This is a genomic window from Absicoccus porci, assembly GCF_003725415.1.
In the GTDB taxonomy this organism is placed as follows: domain Bacteria; phylum Bacillota_I; class Bacilli_A; order Erysipelotrichales; family Erysipelotrichaceae; genus Absicoccus; species Absicoccus porci.
The window spans coordinates 295,492-311,139 of sequence record NZ_RJQC01000002.1 but is presented as its reverse complement, the minus strand read 5'-3'; the positions used below and the strand labels follow the sequence as shown (position 1 = coordinate 311,139).

Annotated in this window: 14 protein-coding genes; 9 read left to right on the top strand and 5 right to left on the bottom strand. The window is 37.4% G+C overall.

All coding sequences use genetic code 11. The features are described from left to right. Positions 1-24 precede the first annotated feature (24 nt). The 3 genes from nrdD to EDX97_RS06295 all read right to left on the bottom strand — a co-directional run bounded on the left by nrdD (position 25) and on the right by EDX97_RS06295 (position 4,087). Positions 25-2,175, bottom strand: a complete 2,151-nt coding sequence (gene nrdD, locus EDX97_RS06305; protein ID WP_128520319.1) for an anaerobic ribonucleoside-triphosphate reductase — start codon at positions 2,173-2,175, stop codon at positions 25-27. 142 nt (positions 2,176-2,317) lie between these two features. After that, a complete protein-coding gene (locus tag EDX97_RS06300; RefSeq protein ID WP_128520318.1) occupies positions 2,318-2,917 on the bottom strand; it encodes a LexA family protein in 600 nt (199 codons plus the stop codon). Positions 2,918-3,397: 480 nt separating this feature from the next. Then, positions 3,398-4,087, bottom strand: a complete 690-nt coding sequence (locus EDX97_RS06295; protein WP_128520317.1) for an outer membrane protein assembly factor BamD — start codon at positions 4,085-4,087, stop codon at positions 3,398-3,400. A 141-nt stretch (positions 4,088-4,228) separates the two neighbouring features. On the opposite strand from EDX97_RS06295, the gene ispD reads away from it, so the two are divergent. From ispD to EDX97_RS06280, 3 genes are read left to right on the top strand one after another with little or no spacing between them, the layout of a single operon-like run. Next, entirely contained in the window at positions 4,229-4,876 is a 648-nt protein-coding gene (gene ispD, locus EDX97_RS06290) for a 2-C-methyl-D-erythritol 4-phosphate cytidylyltransferase (RefSeq protein ID WP_128520316.1), read from the top strand. Positions 4,877-4,889: 13 nt separating this feature from the next. Further along, positions 4,890-5,318: a glycosyltransferase family protein gene (locus EDX97_RS06285; protein WP_128520315.1), complete on the top strand. Its 429-nt coding sequence runs from the start codon at positions 4,890-4,892 to the stop codon at positions 5,316-5,318. 47 nt (positions 5,319-5,365) lie between these two features. Continuing rightward, entirely contained in the window at positions 5,366-7,675 is a 2,310-nt protein-coding gene (locus tag EDX97_RS06280) for an HAD-IC family P-type ATPase (RefSeq protein ID WP_128520314.1), read from the top strand. A gap of 35 nt (positions 7,676-7,710) precedes the next feature. On the opposite strand, the gene EDX97_RS06275 is transcribed toward EDX97_RS06280, so the two are convergent. Further along, the gene (locus EDX97_RS06275; protein ID WP_128520313.1) at positions 7,711-8,052 is read right to left on the bottom strand and encodes a hypothetical protein; all 342 of its coding nucleotides are present in this window, start codon (positions 8,050-8,052) and stop codon (positions 7,711-7,713) included. A 118-nt stretch (positions 8,053-8,170) separates the two neighbouring features. Continuing rightward, positions 8,171-9,538: a radical SAM protein gene (locus tag EDX97_RS06270; protein ID WP_128520312.1), complete on the bottom strand. Its 1,368-nt coding sequence runs from the start codon at positions 9,536-9,538 to the stop codon at positions 8,171-8,173. Positions 9,539-9,705: 167 nt separating this feature from the next. On the opposite strand from EDX97_RS06270, the gene EDX97_RS06265 reads away from it, so the two are divergent. The 6 genes from EDX97_RS06265 to EDX97_RS06240 all read left to right on the top strand — a co-directional run bounded on the left by EDX97_RS06265 (position 9,706) and on the right by EDX97_RS06240 (position 15,646). Beyond that, on the top strand, positions 9,706-10,473 hold the full coding sequence (locus EDX97_RS06265) for a DeoR/GlpR family DNA-binding transcription regulator (protein ID WP_128520311.1): 768 nt from the start codon (positions 9,706-9,708) through the stop codon (positions 10,471-10,473). Then, positions 10,470-11,246 carry an HAD-IIB family hydrolase gene (locus tag EDX97_RS06260; RefSeq protein ID WP_128520310.1) on the top strand — a complete coding sequence of 259 codons (777 nt, stop codon included), beginning with the start codon at positions 10,470-10,472 and terminating at the stop codon, positions 11,244-11,246. The genes EDX97_RS06265 and EDX97_RS06260 overlap by 4 nt, the downstream gene beginning before the upstream one ends. Further along, a complete protein-coding gene (locus EDX97_RS06255; protein WP_128520309.1) occupies positions 11,215-13,704 on the top strand; it encodes a hypothetical protein in 2,490 nt (829 codons plus the stop codon). Before EDX97_RS06260 ends, EDX97_RS06255 begins: the two co-directional genes overlap by 32 nt. Continuing rightward, on the top strand, positions 13,701-14,420 hold the full coding sequence (locus EDX97_RS06250; RefSeq protein WP_128520308.1) for a tetratricopeptide repeat protein: 720 nt from the start codon (positions 13,701-13,703) through the stop codon (positions 14,418-14,420). The genes EDX97_RS06255 and EDX97_RS06250 overlap by 4 nt, the downstream gene beginning before the upstream one ends. After that, positions 14,410-15,096 carry an N-acetylmannosamine-6-phosphate 2-epimerase gene (locus tag EDX97_RS06245; protein WP_128520307.1) on the top strand — a complete coding sequence of 229 codons (687 nt, stop codon included), beginning with the start codon at positions 14,410-14,412 and terminating at the stop codon, positions 15,094-15,096. Before EDX97_RS06250 ends, EDX97_RS06245 begins: the two co-directional genes overlap by 11 nt. A 118-nt stretch (positions 15,097-15,214) precedes the next feature. Beyond that, a complete protein-coding gene (locus tag EDX97_RS06240; protein ID WP_128520306.1) occupies positions 15,215-15,646 on the top strand; it encodes a LytTR family DNA-binding domain-containing protein in 432 nt (143 codons plus the stop codon). The last annotated feature ends 2 nt before the right edge of the window (positions 15,647-15,648 follow it).

Genomic DNA, 15,648 nt, shown 5'->3' with positions numbered 1-15,648 from the left:
TATAAATCATACAGCTTTGATATTCTACAAATGAAGCACACGCTCTTTGATTTCTTGTGTACGTCCTTGATTCCAGAACTGTGTGCCAATATAGCCACAAGTACGACGAGCTACGTTCATCTTTTCTTGATCAGTATTGCCGCAATTTGGACACTTCCAGATCAATTTATGATTTTCATCTTCTACGATCTGGATCTCACCGGTATAGCCACATACCTGGCAATAATCGCTCTTTGTATTCAATTCGGCATACATGATGTTATTGTAGATGTGCTTCATGACAGCCAAGACCGCATCAATATTGTTTTCCATATTTGGCACTTCTACATAGCTGATGGCTCCACCTGGAGATAACTTCTGGAATTTCGATTCAAATGTCAACTTATCAAATGCATTGATTTGTTCTGTGACATGAACATGATACGAGTTTGTGATGTAGTTTTTATCCGTTACATGAGGAATGATGCCAAAACGATCTTGTAGACATTTCGCAAACTTGTATGTTGTTGATTCCATTGGTGTTCCATATAAACTGAAAGAAATATTGGTTTCTTCGCGTTTTTTATTGCACCAATCATTCAAATACTGCATAACTTTCAAACCAAATTTTTCACCTTCTGGCGAAGTATGCGATACACCTAACATGTAATAAACCATTTCAGCAATACCAGCATAACCTAAAGAAATGGTTGAATAGTTGTCATACAATAGCTTATCGATGGTTTCACCCTTCTTTAAACGAGCCAAAGCACCGTTTTGCCATAAGATTGGAGCCACATCACTTGGCGTACCTTTTAAACGATTATGACGATACATCAAAGCTTCAAAACAAAGATCCAAACGCTCATCTAAGATCTTCCAGAAGGCATCCATATCACGTTTCGAAGAACATGCCACATCAACCAAGTTGATGGTTACGACACCTTGATTGAAACGACCATAATATTTATGGTGAACTGGATCTGGTGTTAAGAAAGAACGACATCCCATGCAAGGGTAAACATCTCCACCCTTTAATTCTTTCATGATCTTTTCGGAAATATAGTCAGGAACCATACGTTTGGCCGTACATTCGGCTGCTAATTTTGTTAGATAGAAATATTTACTATCTTCTTCAATGTTGTTGTTTTCTAAACAATAAATCAGTTTAGGGAAAGCAGGCGTAATGAATACACCCTTTTCGTTTTTGACACCTTGAATACGTTGTTTCAACATTTCTTCAATGATCAAAGCCAAATCATCACGCGTTTGTCCTTCTGGTACTTCGTTTAAATACATGAATACCGTCACAAATGGTGCTTGTCCATTGGTAGTCATTAAAGTAATGACTTGGTACTGAATCGTTTGAACACCTTTTTCAATTTCACGACGAACACGCATTTCAGCTACTTCATTGATCTTTTCTTCGGAAATTTCAATGCCAGCTGCTTCAAACTCTTGGCGCACTTCCTTACGAGCTTTTTGACGGGATACATCCACAAAAGGTGCTAAATGCGATAAGGTGATGGATTGACCACCGTATTGCGAACTAGCCACTTGCGCAATGATCTGTGTGGCAATGTTACAGGCTGTCGCAAAACTATGTGGTTTATCAATACCGGTTTCACTAATGACCGTACCATTTTGAAGCATATCTTCTAGGTTGACAAGGCAACAATTGTGCATATGCTGTGCAAAATAGTCGGCATCATGGAAATGAATGATGCCTTTTTCATGTGCTTCTGAAATTTCTGGTGGCAATAAGAAACGCTTGGTGATATCTTTTGATACTTCACCGGCCATATAGTCACGTTGTACACTATTGACCAATGGGTTCTTATTGGAGTTTTCTTGTTTTACTTCTTCGTTTTGACGTTCCAATAAACTCATGATTTGTTGATCGGTTGAATTGGCTTTACGAACCAAGGCACGCTCATATCGATAGGTAATATAGTTATGTGCTACCGAAAAGAATTGTTTCTGCATCAATTCGGCTTCGACCATATCTTGAATCTCTTCGACATTAGCACTTCGTTTTAGCGCCTGGCACTTGGCCGTTACACTGTTAGCAATATCTTGAATATCAGCATCAGTCATTGGCGTATGTAGAGTTGCTTGGTTTGCTTTAGAAATCGCATTAAAAATCTTTTGAACGTTGAATAATACTTCTTCACCACTTCGTTTAATAACATTCATATTTAAAATCTCCTTTATTTTAAATTAGTTGAACGTTCAACTAATTAACTATCAAGTATCTTCAGTATACCTAGAAAAAATATGAATTCAAGCCTTGATTTTTGAAGGTGATAATGGTTCTAACGATTTCATCGATAAAAATTTAATTTATTTCCGTTTTGGCATAAATGACTTTGCCAATAATTTGTACGGGTAATTCATTAACTTCCTGTTTAGTAAATACTTTGGTTTCGACATCAGGGTTGGCTGCTTCCAATAATAATACGGTATCAGACTTGATGATGCGTTTGACCGAAACTTCGTCCTGGCCAATCAATACCACCGCAATAGTACCGCTAGGCACATCATTACAGGCTTGCACATATAATAAATCCCCATCGTGGATCTTGGCATTGATCATGGAATTGCCAGTAACACGTAAAAAATAATCTCCTTTGCGATAATCGGATTCAGAAACGGGAATATATCCCTCTAAGTTTTCTTCCGCAAATAGACCATATCCAGCTTTGACCGTACCTAATAGTGGCTTTTCAAAGGAAAAAGTGGACATTCGTTTCATCTGATCCATATCCAAATGCATCAATTGAGATAATTTTTCCAAGGTATCTGCATTGATTCGTTTGGTTTGTCCATTGCACCAACGGGATACCGTTGACTTGGTGACACCTAGAACTTGTGCAATTTCATCATTCGTAATATTGTTCTGTCGTTTGTACTCTTGCAGTATTTCTTTTACATTCATACTGATATTATATATGCAAAAAGAAAAGATTGTATATAAAAGTTGCACAAAAGTTGCGTTTTCACACAATTTGACATAATGTTTCGAAACCTCACAAATTTTCACATGATTAGGTGAAAATTGCGCGTTAATTATTTAGTACATTACAGTTGAGCAAAGGAAAGCTCCAAATAATAGTACAAAAAACTTCATATATTTCTCTCTCCCCTAATAACGTATATGAAAAAAACAAAGAGCGATGAAGGCAAGCATCGCTTTTTGTTTGCATTGAAAGATGAAAAACAAATTTTCACACGATTAAGAGAAAATCTTATGATAATTATTTCGTATATTATAGTTGAGCAAAGGAAAAGCTCCAAATAATAGTACAAAAACTTCATATATTTCTCTCTCTCCTAAACATATATGAAAAACACGAAGCGATGAAGGCAAGCATCGCTTTTTGTTTGCATAGAAAAAGCTGGATTGAAATCCAGCTCGTTATGCATTGGTTGCATTTTCTTTTTCAGATACGCTGATTTTTTTGATTTTCCAGGTATTGTCTTTTTTGGCAAGGGTTAGTTTTTCTTTGCGTTCTACAGATTTCAAACCATCCAACTTTGATCCATAGGTGTTAAATAAATCGGTAATAATTTCAACCATTAGATCATTGATTTGTTCATCAGTTGCATTATTGGCTTGAAGACTTTCCATTTTTGGCTCGTATTTTTCTTGAATCGAATTAGTAATGGACGCATCATTGGTAACATTTGTAAAGCTATTCATGTCAATCCCTTTGATGGTCACCTTAACGGTTACTTTATCTTTGTCATCATTGACACTCGTATCGTCTTTTTGGATTTCATAGCTACGTACATATTGTTTGACTGTATTTTTCGCAAACTGATTGGCAACGTCTTTGACTTTTTGATTTTGTGAATCATTGAAATCAAAGGAAGTTGACATTTCCTCGATCATTTGATCCATGCTATCGGTAATGATTCCATATTCATTGTCATCGCTAACATCACTTGTACATAGTTTCGTCGCTTCATCAAATTCACCTTTTTTTAGTTGATCATAGTATTTGGTGACAACCGTTTCTGCATCTTGTTTGGACGTATCTTGCGCACAACCCGACATTGAAAATACAAGTAGGACAGCCATCACACAAGCTAGTAATCGTTTCATTTTCTCCCTCCAATAAAAAAATTACATATATTAAAATATTAAGTGGAGCATACATAAAAAGTCAATAAACAAAGAATCAATGTTTAAGATTTCTGAAAATATAGTTCAGAGAAAGCGAAATTTTGTTATAATGTTTGTGCTATGAACTACAGTGTATGTTTACTGGCAGCTGGAAAAGGCACACGCATGAAGCTGCCATACAATAAAGTCTTTCATCGATTGAAGAAGAATAAAACCGTTTTGGATATGAGTTTAAGTATCTTTTTGCGTGATTCAGAATGCAAACAAGTTGTCCTTATGTATGCCAAAGAAGATGAAAGCTATATGATAGAACGATATAGTAAGATCCATCGCGTTGAGTTGCATGAAGGCGGTATGACACGACAAGAAAGTGCAGGTATTGGCCTTCATTTTGTGAATCAAGACTATGTGATGATTCATGATGCCGCTCGCCCTTTTGTTACAAAAGAACAAATTGATTCTTTAAAAGTTGCCTTAGAAACAGAAGATGCTTGTTTATTGATGATTCCAAGTGTGGATACGATTAAAATTGTAAAAGATGGATATGTTGAAACAACGCCATTGCGTCAACATGTATATAATGCCCAAACCCCACAATGTTTTAAAACATCATTGATCAAGAAGTGCTATGAGAAATCCTTATTAGAAGGACGACAAGCAACGGATGATGCTCAATTGGTCGAATGGTATACGGATGTACCAATCAAAGTCGTATTGGGTGATCTCAACAACAAAAAAATTACATTACCACAAGATATTCCAGCGTAGAAAGGAGTTTTCCATGAATTATTCACTTTTGATTTATCAATCCAATTCCCATTCATTAGATGCTTTTTTGAATGATTCTCGTTGTAAAGAAATTATTCAATTGTGTACAACAGAAGAATTAATGACAAACAGTGCCAAACCACAATCGAAAACACTGTATGTGCCATTTCAAGATTCTTTATATACATCTATTTTTAATGGATTAAAGGGTGTTACCCAAGAAGACGTGATCGTAAGTGATGGAAAAACAACTCTACAAATGCAAGATATTGATACTTTGCTGAAATACTTAAATCAATGGCCCGCTATTCAATATAAGGATGCAGCCTATGCATTTGATACGCGCTTATTGATGTTTTCGCTTCAAAAAGCCTTGGAATCCAATCAAGATTTAAGTGATTGTTTCCAAACCATTGACATGGAAATCAAAACGATTGAGTGAAGCATGCTTCACTTTTTTTTTCATAGGAATTGCGTTAAGATTGATTTATGAATTTAAGGATAGCACGACATACAAATATCAAAACAGGACTGAACGATGAGCAAGTTTTACGCTCGCAACCAAATGTCTATGAAGATAAAAATTCACGTTCTTATAAACAGATCATTCACGATAATTTCTGTACATTATTTAACGCCATCAACTTAGTTTTGGGATTGATGGTTTTTATAACGGGCGCCTACCGCAACATGATGTTTGTTGGTTTGGTTTTTTTAAATACCGTTATTGGTATTATCCAAGAAATTCGATCCAAAAAGATTTTGGATAATCTAGCTTTATTAAACCAACAAAAAGCCAATGTGTTACGAAACGGCAAGATCAAATCCATTCCGATGGAACAAATTGTCCGCAATGATATCTTGATGGTCAGAACCGGTGATCAAATCAGTGTGGATGCCATCGTGGTTGAAGGTCAAGTCGAATGCAATGAATCCATTTTAACTGGTGAAAGCGACTCGGTTATCAAAAAATATGGAGATGCCTTGATGTCTGGTTCCTTTGTGGTTTCTGGACAAGCCAAAGCCCAAGTTGTCAAAGTGGGGGCAGATACGTATTCCCATTCCATTTTGGAAAGTGCCAAACGTGAAAAACAATATCCATCCGAATTGCGTGATAGTATCAATGCCATTATCCGCTTTTCCACGATTGTATTGATTCCAACCGGATCAATCATGTTGATCAAACAATTGATGGAAAATCTTGTTCAATGGCGCAGTGCCATTTTATCGACCGTAGCCGCTGTCATTGGTATGATTCCTGAAGGCTTGGTCTTATTAACAAGTACCGCCCTAGCTATGGGCGCTGTGAAATTATCACGTAAACAAGTCTTGGTACAAGAATTATATTGTATTGAAACTTTAGCACGTGTCGATACGCTCTGCCTGGATAAAACGGGAACCATTACCCAAGGAAAGATGAAAGTCGTATTGACCGATGGTTTAGGAAAAACATCCGATGAAGAGATGCAATATATATTAGCAAATATGTATTCTTGTTTAAGTGACGATAATGCCACGGCCCAAGCCATTCGAACCTATGCCGGTAAAGGCGATACCCATTGTATTCGAACCATTCCCTTTTCAAGTAGTCGAAAAGCCAGTGCTGTTGTGTTTGAAGGCAATCGCGCCTATATGACCGGTGCCTATTCCTTTATTGTGAATCAACAAGAAAATTGGATCAATGAACGCATTGAATCCTATGCTCAACAAGGTATGCGTGTTCTTGTTTTGGCAAAAGGTCGCATCATGGGTGATCAAATTCGTGGTAATAATGAAGTGATTGGTTTGATTGGTATTCAAGATGTATTACGACCAAATATTCGTCGTACCTTACAGTATTTCTATAAACAAAATGTGAATGTGAAGATCATTTCTGGTGATGATCCGCGTACTGTGGCTGCGATTGCTCAAAAAGCCGGTGTAAAAGGTCGAGCTGTTGATATGACAACGGTCAAAGATATTGATCAAGCCGTACAAACGTATTCCATTTTTGGACGTGTCACCCCAGAACAAAAGAAACAAATGGTCGTTGCGTTACAAGGTCAAGGTCATACCGTAGCCATGACGGGTGATGGTGTCAACGATGTTATGGCCTTAAAAGAAGCGGATTGCTCAATTGCGATGGGATCCGGATCAGAAGCCACCAAAGGTGTGGCCAGCTTGGTCTTATTGAAAGATCAATTTCGGGCGATGCCATCGATCCTACGTGAAGGCCGTATTGTCATTAATAACATTCAACGTTCGGCCTCGTTGTTCTTGGTAAAAACCATGTTCTCCTTTGGTTTATCCTTGATTACGATTTTCTGGTTTAGTGCGTATCCATTTAAACCGATTCAATTATCATTGGTATCCCTATTAGGAACAGGTATTCCTGGTTTTGTCTTGGCGCTGGAACCCAATGAAGAACGAGTCACTGGCCATTTCTTACAACATGTATTTGGACGAGCCTTACCAGGAGCCGTTATGGTTATCTTATCCGTTGTCTTTGCGAATTTATTTAGACAACCGCTCCAAATGAGTGGTGCCCAATTTTCAACGATTTGTACCATCGTTGCCTCATGGAACTCTTTGTGTGTGTTATATACCGTATGTACACCAATGACACAACTTCGCAAACTCTTATTGATTTGTATGTTTGCGGGACTCGTGATTGGTTTGACTCTGTTCCATAGCTTACTTTATCTGGTTGGATTGACCTTCTGGCAAGGTATCTATGTAGCATGTAATTTAGCCATCATACCGGATTGTCTATTGATCATGAAAAAAGCAGTGGATAAAACATTCTTACGAAATGCATAAACCTCCAGGAACAAAGCCCTGGAGGTTTCTTTTATCTAGATGATTTGAATTTGATCAGCAATTTCATTTTGTAGACGTTCGGAAGCAAATTCTTTAAAAGCTAATGGATGAATCATTTCTTTCACTTTATAGGCCTCCCATACCGGACGAATCTCATCATAGAAAGATTGATCAAAGTGTGTATCGATTTGACCTTTGTCATCTACCTTTAATAAATCATGATAATTAACATCTGCTAGACTAATTTGTTCTTGCGTATGGGTCAATAAGAAACGTACGATATTTTCTGGTGTACGTAAAAAGACATACGGCTTATCATAACGACCATCTTTAAATACAAAACCTTGAATACAATTTGAACGTTTAATTTTTGCCATAAATAAAACTCCTTTCTTTTTTAGATACGTGGCAAAGGTAGATTGTGTTCAATTTTTTTATACAAGATGAATGTTAAAAAAAATAAAAACTTGCACCAAATCGATGCAAGTTTTTGTCTTAGTCATGTAAATTGTATTTAGCACGTAATTCGGCTTTACGTTGCTCCCACAATTGATCAGCCACAGGACCCCAATTCTTTGCGTATTCAACGGTTTTCGAACGTAAATGATCAACTGGTTCTGGTTCTTCAGGGTCCGTTGAATGGGCACCTGCTTTTTTGACCATTTCTGGTAAAGCATCAGGGTTTTCGAGCATTGGGCAAGGTTTCAATTGATTGTCATTGAAAGGTTGTCCATCATGATAAGCCATGAACATTGGACTACGTAAGCAATCCAACAAAGATTTTTCACGAATGTTGGAATCGCTATAGTGGATAAATACACAAGGATCGACATCACCACGCGCATTGATGTGTAAGTAACGACGACCACCGGCAATACATCCACCAACATATTCACCATCATTTTGGAAATCCAACAAGAATAATGGCTTGGTTGCACGTGCCTTACGAATACGACGCATAACTGCCGTACGTTGTTCTGGATTTGGCATCAATTCAGGTGATGAAGCCATACCTGTTGGCATGAAATGGAAATACCATGTGAAGTAAGCACCCAAATCGATCATCTTTTGGAAATATTCATCGCTTGTGATGGCATCCCAGTTTTGGCTGGTATAGCAGCAACTAAATCCAAATGGCAAGCGGCGTTCACGCAACAATTGAGTAGCGCGCATAACGGATTGATAGACACCTTTACCACGACGCGCATCGGTTGTTTCTTCATTACCTTCCAAAGAGATGGCAGGAATGAAATTCTTTACACGAAGCATTTCATCCGCAAATGCTTCATCAATCAAAGTGGAGTTGGTAAAGCTTAAGAAGATGCAGTCATCATGTTTTTCACATAATTTGATCAAATCTTTTTTACGTACCAATGGTTCTCCACCTGTATAGATATACATGTAGACACCCATTTCTTTTCCTTGACGAATGATGTCATCGATCTCATCATAGGAAAGATTCAATTTATTTCCATATTCGGCAGCCCAGCAGCCAATACAATGTAGATTACAAGCACTGGTTGGATCGAGTAAAATAGCCCAAGGAATATTGCATTGGTATTTTTCACGATATTCATCTTGTTTCTTCCATCCTTCCAAAGCAGAATTGATGAAGAAGTTGACACCAACTTTTTTGATCATTTCAGGATCTAACGTTAATAAACGGTCATAGATGAATGAATAGTATGGGTTAGATGGATCTTCGATGATTTTACGAATTCCTACACGTTCACGCTCGAATCCTCCACCAGAAAATTTATCAGCCCAATCCAGTAATTTTGGAAAGTTTTTTTTGGGATCTTTGATCGCATAGTCGATGGCTTTGCCAAGGCCTAGGCGCTTAATGTTTGCACTGATATCCATAATACGTTTCCTCCTTATAGTCTCATGGCCTTTAGTTTAATGGTTCCAAAATAAATATGCAAGGGACCAAAGGCCTTAGATAGGCGAAATTTAAGCATTTCATAAAAAATGACCAATAAAATTTTCTATAGTATAATAAAGACAATGAACTCTAGGGGGAATAAAGGATGTTAGCCCAACAAAGACAAGAAGCCATCGTTGAAGAAGTCAATGAAAAAGGATCTGTTTTGGTGAAAGAATTAGCCATTAAATATAATGTAACACAGGATAGTATTCGTAAGGATCTGAGTGTTTTACAGAAACAAGGCTTACTAAAAAAGACATATGGAGGGGCGGTTCGCATTCGTAAAAAAATTGCAGCCCAGGATCTTGTGGCATCCAAACGAATCAGTCAAAATCGACCAGCCAAACAAGCGATTGCACAAAGAGCCTATCAATTGATCGAACCCAATGATTTAATTTTTTTAGATCTTTCCACCTCGAATTTAGAATTAGCACGATTATTAGTGGACAACGATAAAGGCGCAACCATTGTGACCAATATGCTCGATATTGCGAATCTTTATGCGACAACAAATAATCGACATTTTATATTGCTGGGTGGCCATTTGAATCAACAAGGCGATGCCTTTGCCGGCGCTTTAGCTATGGCGCAATTGAGTCCCTATCAATTTGATAAAGCATTCATTGGTATAGAAGGCGTGGACATTGAATCTGGCAAGATCTTTAATTACAGCGTGGAAGATGCATTGACCAAACAAGCTGTATTGAAACAAACCAAATCCACGTATATGATGTTAGAAACAAGAAAGTTTGAAATGACAGGAAATTATGCTTTTGCACATATTTCCGATTTTACGGGTGTTATCATGGAAAAAAGTCCTGAAGAAAAATATATTCGCGCATTAGATAGTTTAGAGGTAATTGACAGATGAATAAAAAATATTTCTTTTTCGATATTGATGGTACATTGACAGATCGTTCAACAGGAAAGATTGTTCCTTCAGCGCAACAAGCTTTGAATGAACTCCAAGAGAATGGACATTTTGTTGCGATTGCTACGGGTCGTGCTCACTATAAAGCCGTTCCTTTTATGGAAGAAGTCGGTTTACATAATATGGTCTGCTGCGGCGGTGGGGGACTCGTAGTTGATGATCAATTGATCAAAAATGAACCATTGGATCTAGCCAAGGCCAAAGCCATCTTAAAAGAAGAAACCGACCTTGGATATGGGGCGCTTTTGATGTTGGATGATTCTGTAAAAGTTTATGCGAAAGATGATAAGTTCAGAGAACAATGTGGTCCTCGCAAAGAACCAACGGAATATATCATTGATCCCGATTTAGACTATGAAACTTTACCTATAATATATAAGATGTATTTTTCCATTCCCAAAGAAGAAGAATATAAATTGAAGTTAAAAGATACATTGGGCAATTTGCGTTTTCAACCGGAATATTTGATGTATCAATACGATGCCAAACGACAAGGCATTCTCGATATGATGGAAACCCTTCATGCCAATCCAAAAGATGTTGTTGTATTTGGTGATGATCATAATGATTTAGTCATGTTCGATCCACAATGGACATCCATTGCGATGGGCAATGCCACTGATGAATTAAAAAGTCATGCAAGTTATGTGACCGATGCCAATGTGGACGATGGCATCTATCATGCATGCCAAAAATTTGGTTGGATCGAATGAACCCATGGAAAAACAATTAGGCATCGAAAACTGGAAATTAATGGATTATGCATATTGTCCACAAATCGTTCAAGAACTTATTGAACAAGGCATCCAGATCCAAGATACACATAATGCTTTGATGATTCAATTGCAACCACTTTTTGAATGGAAACAAGTATTAAAAATAATGGATATTATTGATGATCATAAAGAAGAGATCAAAGCCGTGCATGGTATAGATGGCAATAGTGTGTATCTACTATTGAATTATGGTTTATCGCGTACGATCATTCGTGATTATATTTTTGGAAAAGTGAACTTGGAAGATCTTCTCTTCATGAATCGTGAACAAATCATGAAAACCTTAGATCTTTCTGTCTATACCGCATCCAAAATCATGGAAGCCTGTCGGTTTGCGATGCATATGTTAGTAGAAGATAGTGACTATCGCAAACAAGAAATTCTTCGGAAAGATGTCTGTGATTTCTTTCGTGGTACCAACACCATCTATACCATTGAAGAAATCATGGAAACCATGTTGTGGCGATCCGATGAAGATCTATTGATCCATATTTTGGATACCTTGGAAGAGGAAGACTTGATCATTCACGATGCCCGTGGATATAAGAACAAAAAGATCTTCCCTCATAAAAGTTTAAGCGAAGTGCTGGATTCCATTCACGATATGACGGCTCGTACGATCGTCGTAGAACATTTGTATGGAAAAACGATGGAATCCATTGGCCTGCGTTTATCGCCACCCATTTCTCGATCACGGGTCAGTCAAATCTTTCATCAAGAAATCGATCATTTTCCCATCGTGAAAGAAGATGTCTATCGTGATTTATTGATGCATTATGATATGGATAAAGACACCTTTTATGCGTTGACCGATGCCTTGGAACCAACCTATGGATATATTCAAGAACGATATCACGAAGATCTTGATGGGACAAAAATACAATTGAATGGGGATGTTCTTAGTCGTGATGTGGCAAAAGAATTCGTCATTAATACGAAAAAATTAAAACAATACTTAGCGAAACATTATTTACATGTATATGATCAATGGGTTTCCAAAGACGATCGCAATGGTTTTCTACAAGCCATCTGTCATTCTTTTGATGGCTATTTCCAAAAAAAAGATGTGGAAAAACGCTATAATAAAATCTTACATGCTGTTTATCCCGAAAAACAAGAAGAATGGGCTCTGCATGATTTTCGTTTAAATTCTATTTTGAAACAAGGTTATCTCGTTCATTCTGCCAAGAAAGGATCTCGATATCGAATCGTGAGTCGCAAATTGGTACAAGCCATTATCCGTTACACACAATTAGCACAATATAAAGATACGATTGTTTCGACAAAAAAGGTCTTTGAAGATCATCGTGATGTCATGGAAATGTATGATATTCGCGATCAATATGAATTGCATTCCTTATTACGTACAGGGAAAGAACGGTATCAAATCGATGTGAATGAAATGGAATTTAGTCGTATGCCAATGTTGGTGTTTGGACACGGCAATGAAAATGAAATTGTGAAACAAGAAATCAAAGCCTGTGCGCCTATCGACGTGGAAGTATTTGCTCGTCATATGGCCAATAAATATGGTTATGATATTAGATCTTTCTATTCGTATTTGCGACGCAATTTTAATGTTTATATTGAAGAAAATCGCATTGATATTGTGGATGAGGCCATCTTGCATTCCCAAGATTTCCAGACCATGAAAAATAGCTTAACGGAAGATTTCTATTTTGTGGAAGATTATCAAAATGCCATTGAAGAACAACATTTGAATTCCCAATTGATGGATGCGTATGTGATTCGTCGTTTGGGATATAAATTATATGCTGGTTATTTACTAAAAGAACCTCATACGCCGGGTCGATACTTTGAACAATGGATACAAGAACATGCTTCGGAGATTCAACCGCGTCATATGGATATTCTTACTTTCCAATATGCCTTGGAACGATTAGAAAAACGATTGGATGTATTTGAATGGACACCTGGTCATTATGTCACATTGAAACAACTCGATATTTCTAAAAAAGATTTAAAACAATACATTGAACAAATCAAAGATGCTGTGGCAGATGGACAATACTTTACACAACAATCTTTGAAACAATTACGTATTGTATCGCAACAAGTAGCAAATTCTTTTTATAAATCGTTATTGAAGAGTGAAACAAGCATTCAAATGATGACAGTTGGCGATAGTTGGGTCTTTGTGAAAAATACCCCACCCAATATGCGTGATTTCTTTTTACAATTGATGCATGAACAACCAGGATTGACAGTCAATAGTTGCATTACCTATCTCTATCAGTGGTATGGTATACGTGTGGATCGAAGATATATGCTTGAACATATCATCGATGCGGGTCTATTCTATAGTTTAGATACAGACCGCATGTACGAATCACGGCCACAAGCTATCTTTACGCAGGAGCGATTATTCGAATGAAAGAAGAATTTACCATCGATCGTGTGAAACGATTAAAAAAAGATAAAGACTATTATAATTTATTTCGTTATTGTCAATATCATGCAAAAGGCAGTAATTTGGATGCCATTTACGAATTAGGAAACTGTTATCGCCATGGTTGGGGTTGTGATAAAAGCGAACTACATGCTCATTTGATCTATGCCGAATTGACGCGATTGGGTTATATACCAGCCATTACTGCTGTTGCTTGGGATTACTACGAAGGAAAAGGTGTGGGCCAAAGTTATAAACGAGCTTTCCGCTTTTTTAAAGAAGCTTGTCAATACAATGATCAGGATGCGATGTTTAATATCGCATTGATGTACTTTAATGGTACGGGTATTGAAAGTGATAAAAAATTAGCTGTTCATTATTTTGAAAAGGCGGCTGTGTTGGGCCATGCACGGTCTCAATTTAATTTAGGCGTTTGTTACCACAAAGGATGGGGCGTTTCCAAAGACTTGGTAAAAGCACATTATTGGTTGTCTCAAGCAGCCAATCAGGGGTATCATAAAGCTGGTGAATATTTAGGTCAATTACCATCGTATTATGTTGTCGAAGATCTTGAACGAGTCAGTGAACAATTGGAATCCATCGAACAAGAAATTGATGGACCGGTTGAAGCCGATAAGATCATTCGAAAAATACGACGGATACTCGATCATATTGAGGAGGAAACAAAAAATGGAAATTAGTAACACAAAAGGACATTTAATTGTGTCTTGTCAAGCTTTGCCAGATGAACCATTGCATTCAAGTTTCATCATGGGAAGAATGGCTTTAGCTGCCTATCAAGGAGGCGCCAAAGGAATTCGTGCGAATACAGTCGAAGACATCAAAGAAATTCAAAAAACGGTTGATTTACCAATCATTGGAATCATCAAACATCCATATGGTGATAATCCCGTATTTATTACGCCAACCATGAAGGAAGTCGATGCTTTGATGGAAGTGAAACCAGCCGTCATTGCGTTGGATGCGACATGTCGACCTCGTCCAGATGGTAAAACATTGGATGAAATGGTCAAAGAAATTCGCGCCAAATATCCCGATCAAAAGATCATGGCGGATTGTTCCACTTTGGATGAAATGAAACACGCCGATGAATTAGGCTTTGATTTTGTAGGTACGACATTGGTTGGTTACACCGAAGAAAGTAAAGGCAATCATATTGAAACGAATGATTTTGAATTGATTCGTACGTTCATTGCTCAAAGTGATCGTCCTGTGATTGCGGAAGGAAATATCGATACACCAGAAAAGGCACGAAGAGTATTGGATTTAGGATGTTACAGTGTGGTGGTTGGTTCCATCATTACCCGTCCACAATTGATCACAAAACGCTTTGTGAAAGCTGTTGATGGTGAATAAGTCATGCAGATGCATGGCTTTTTTTACGCCTTACCAACAAATATGGACCACTTACCGATAAACACAAGACAAGAACCAGCCAATTTTATATAGTGTAAGTGAAGAAAGATAACGGCCCATGAAAGCAGAAATCAAAATTGAAAATTGCCCAGAACCCTATGCGATCATTTATACACCCGAAATCAATAAAGAAGTCCAACGCATCCTATCGTATATGCAACAGAATACCCAGACGTTGATTGGCCAAAAAGAAGATCGACAATATGTGTTATTCATCAATGAGATTGTCTTTGTACAAGTCAAAGAGGAAAAAACTTATGTTTATACCATGAATCAAATGTATCGTTCCAAACAACGATTGTATGAATTAAAACAAATCTTAGGTCATGATTTTGTACAAATATCCAAATCATCCATCGTTCGTATGCAAGCTTGTGAAAGTGTAGAAGTTGATTTTGGTGGCGTATTGGTCTTGCATGTGAAAAATGGATTGAAAACCTATGTATCACGACATTATTTGAAAAATTTTAAGAAACAAATTGGATTGTAGGA

Coding starts and splice junctions, on each gene's coding strand:
- EDX97_RS06285 (WP_128520315.1), top strand. CDS start 4,890: ATGAATTATTCACTTTTGATTTATCAATCCAATTCCCATTCATTAGAT.
- nrdD (WP_128520319.1), bottom strand. CDS start 2,175: ATGAATGTTATTAAACGAAGTGGTGAAGAAGTATTATTCAACGTTCAA.
- EDX97_RS06240 (WP_128520306.1), top strand. CDS start 15,215: ATGAAAGCAGAAATCAAAATTGAAAATTGCCCAGAACCCTATGCGATC.
- EDX97_RS06270 (WP_128520312.1), bottom strand. CDS start 9,538: ATGGATATCAGTGCAAACATTAAGCGCCTAGGCCTTGGCAAAGCCATC.
- EDX97_RS06300 (WP_128520318.1), bottom strand. CDS start 2,917: ATGAATGTAAAAGAAATACTGCAAGAGTACAAACGACAGAACAATATT.
- EDX97_RS06260 (WP_128520310.1), top strand. CDS start 10,470: ATGAATAAAAAATATTTCTTTTTCGATATTGATGGTACATTGACAGAT.
- ispD (WP_128520316.1), top strand. CDS start 4,229: ATGAACTACAGTGTATGTTTACTGGCAGCTGGAAAAGGCACACGCATG.
- EDX97_RS06265 (WP_128520311.1), top strand. CDS start 9,706: ATGTTAGCCCAACAAAGACAAGAAGCCATCGTTGAAGAAGTCAATGAA.
- EDX97_RS06280 (WP_128520314.1), top strand. CDS start 5,366: ATGAATTTAAGGATAGCACGACATACAAATATCAAAACAGGACTGAAC.
- EDX97_RS06255 (WP_128520309.1), top strand. CDS start 11,215: ATGCATGCCAAAAATTTGGTTGGATCGAATGAACCCATGGAAAAACAA.
- EDX97_RS06250 (WP_128520308.1), top strand. CDS start 13,701: ATGAAAGAAGAATTTACCATCGATCGTGTGAAACGATTAAAAAAAGAT.
- EDX97_RS06275 (WP_128520313.1), bottom strand. CDS start 8,052: ATGGCAAAAATTAAACGTTCAAATTGTATTCAAGGTTTTGTATTTAAA.
- EDX97_RS06295 (WP_128520317.1), bottom strand. CDS start 4,087: ATGAAACGATTACTAGCTTGTGTGATGGCTGTCCTACTTGTATTTTCA.
- EDX97_RS06245 (WP_128520307.1), top strand. CDS start 14,410: ATGGAAATTAGTAACACAAAAGGACATTTAATTGTGTCTTGTCAAGCT.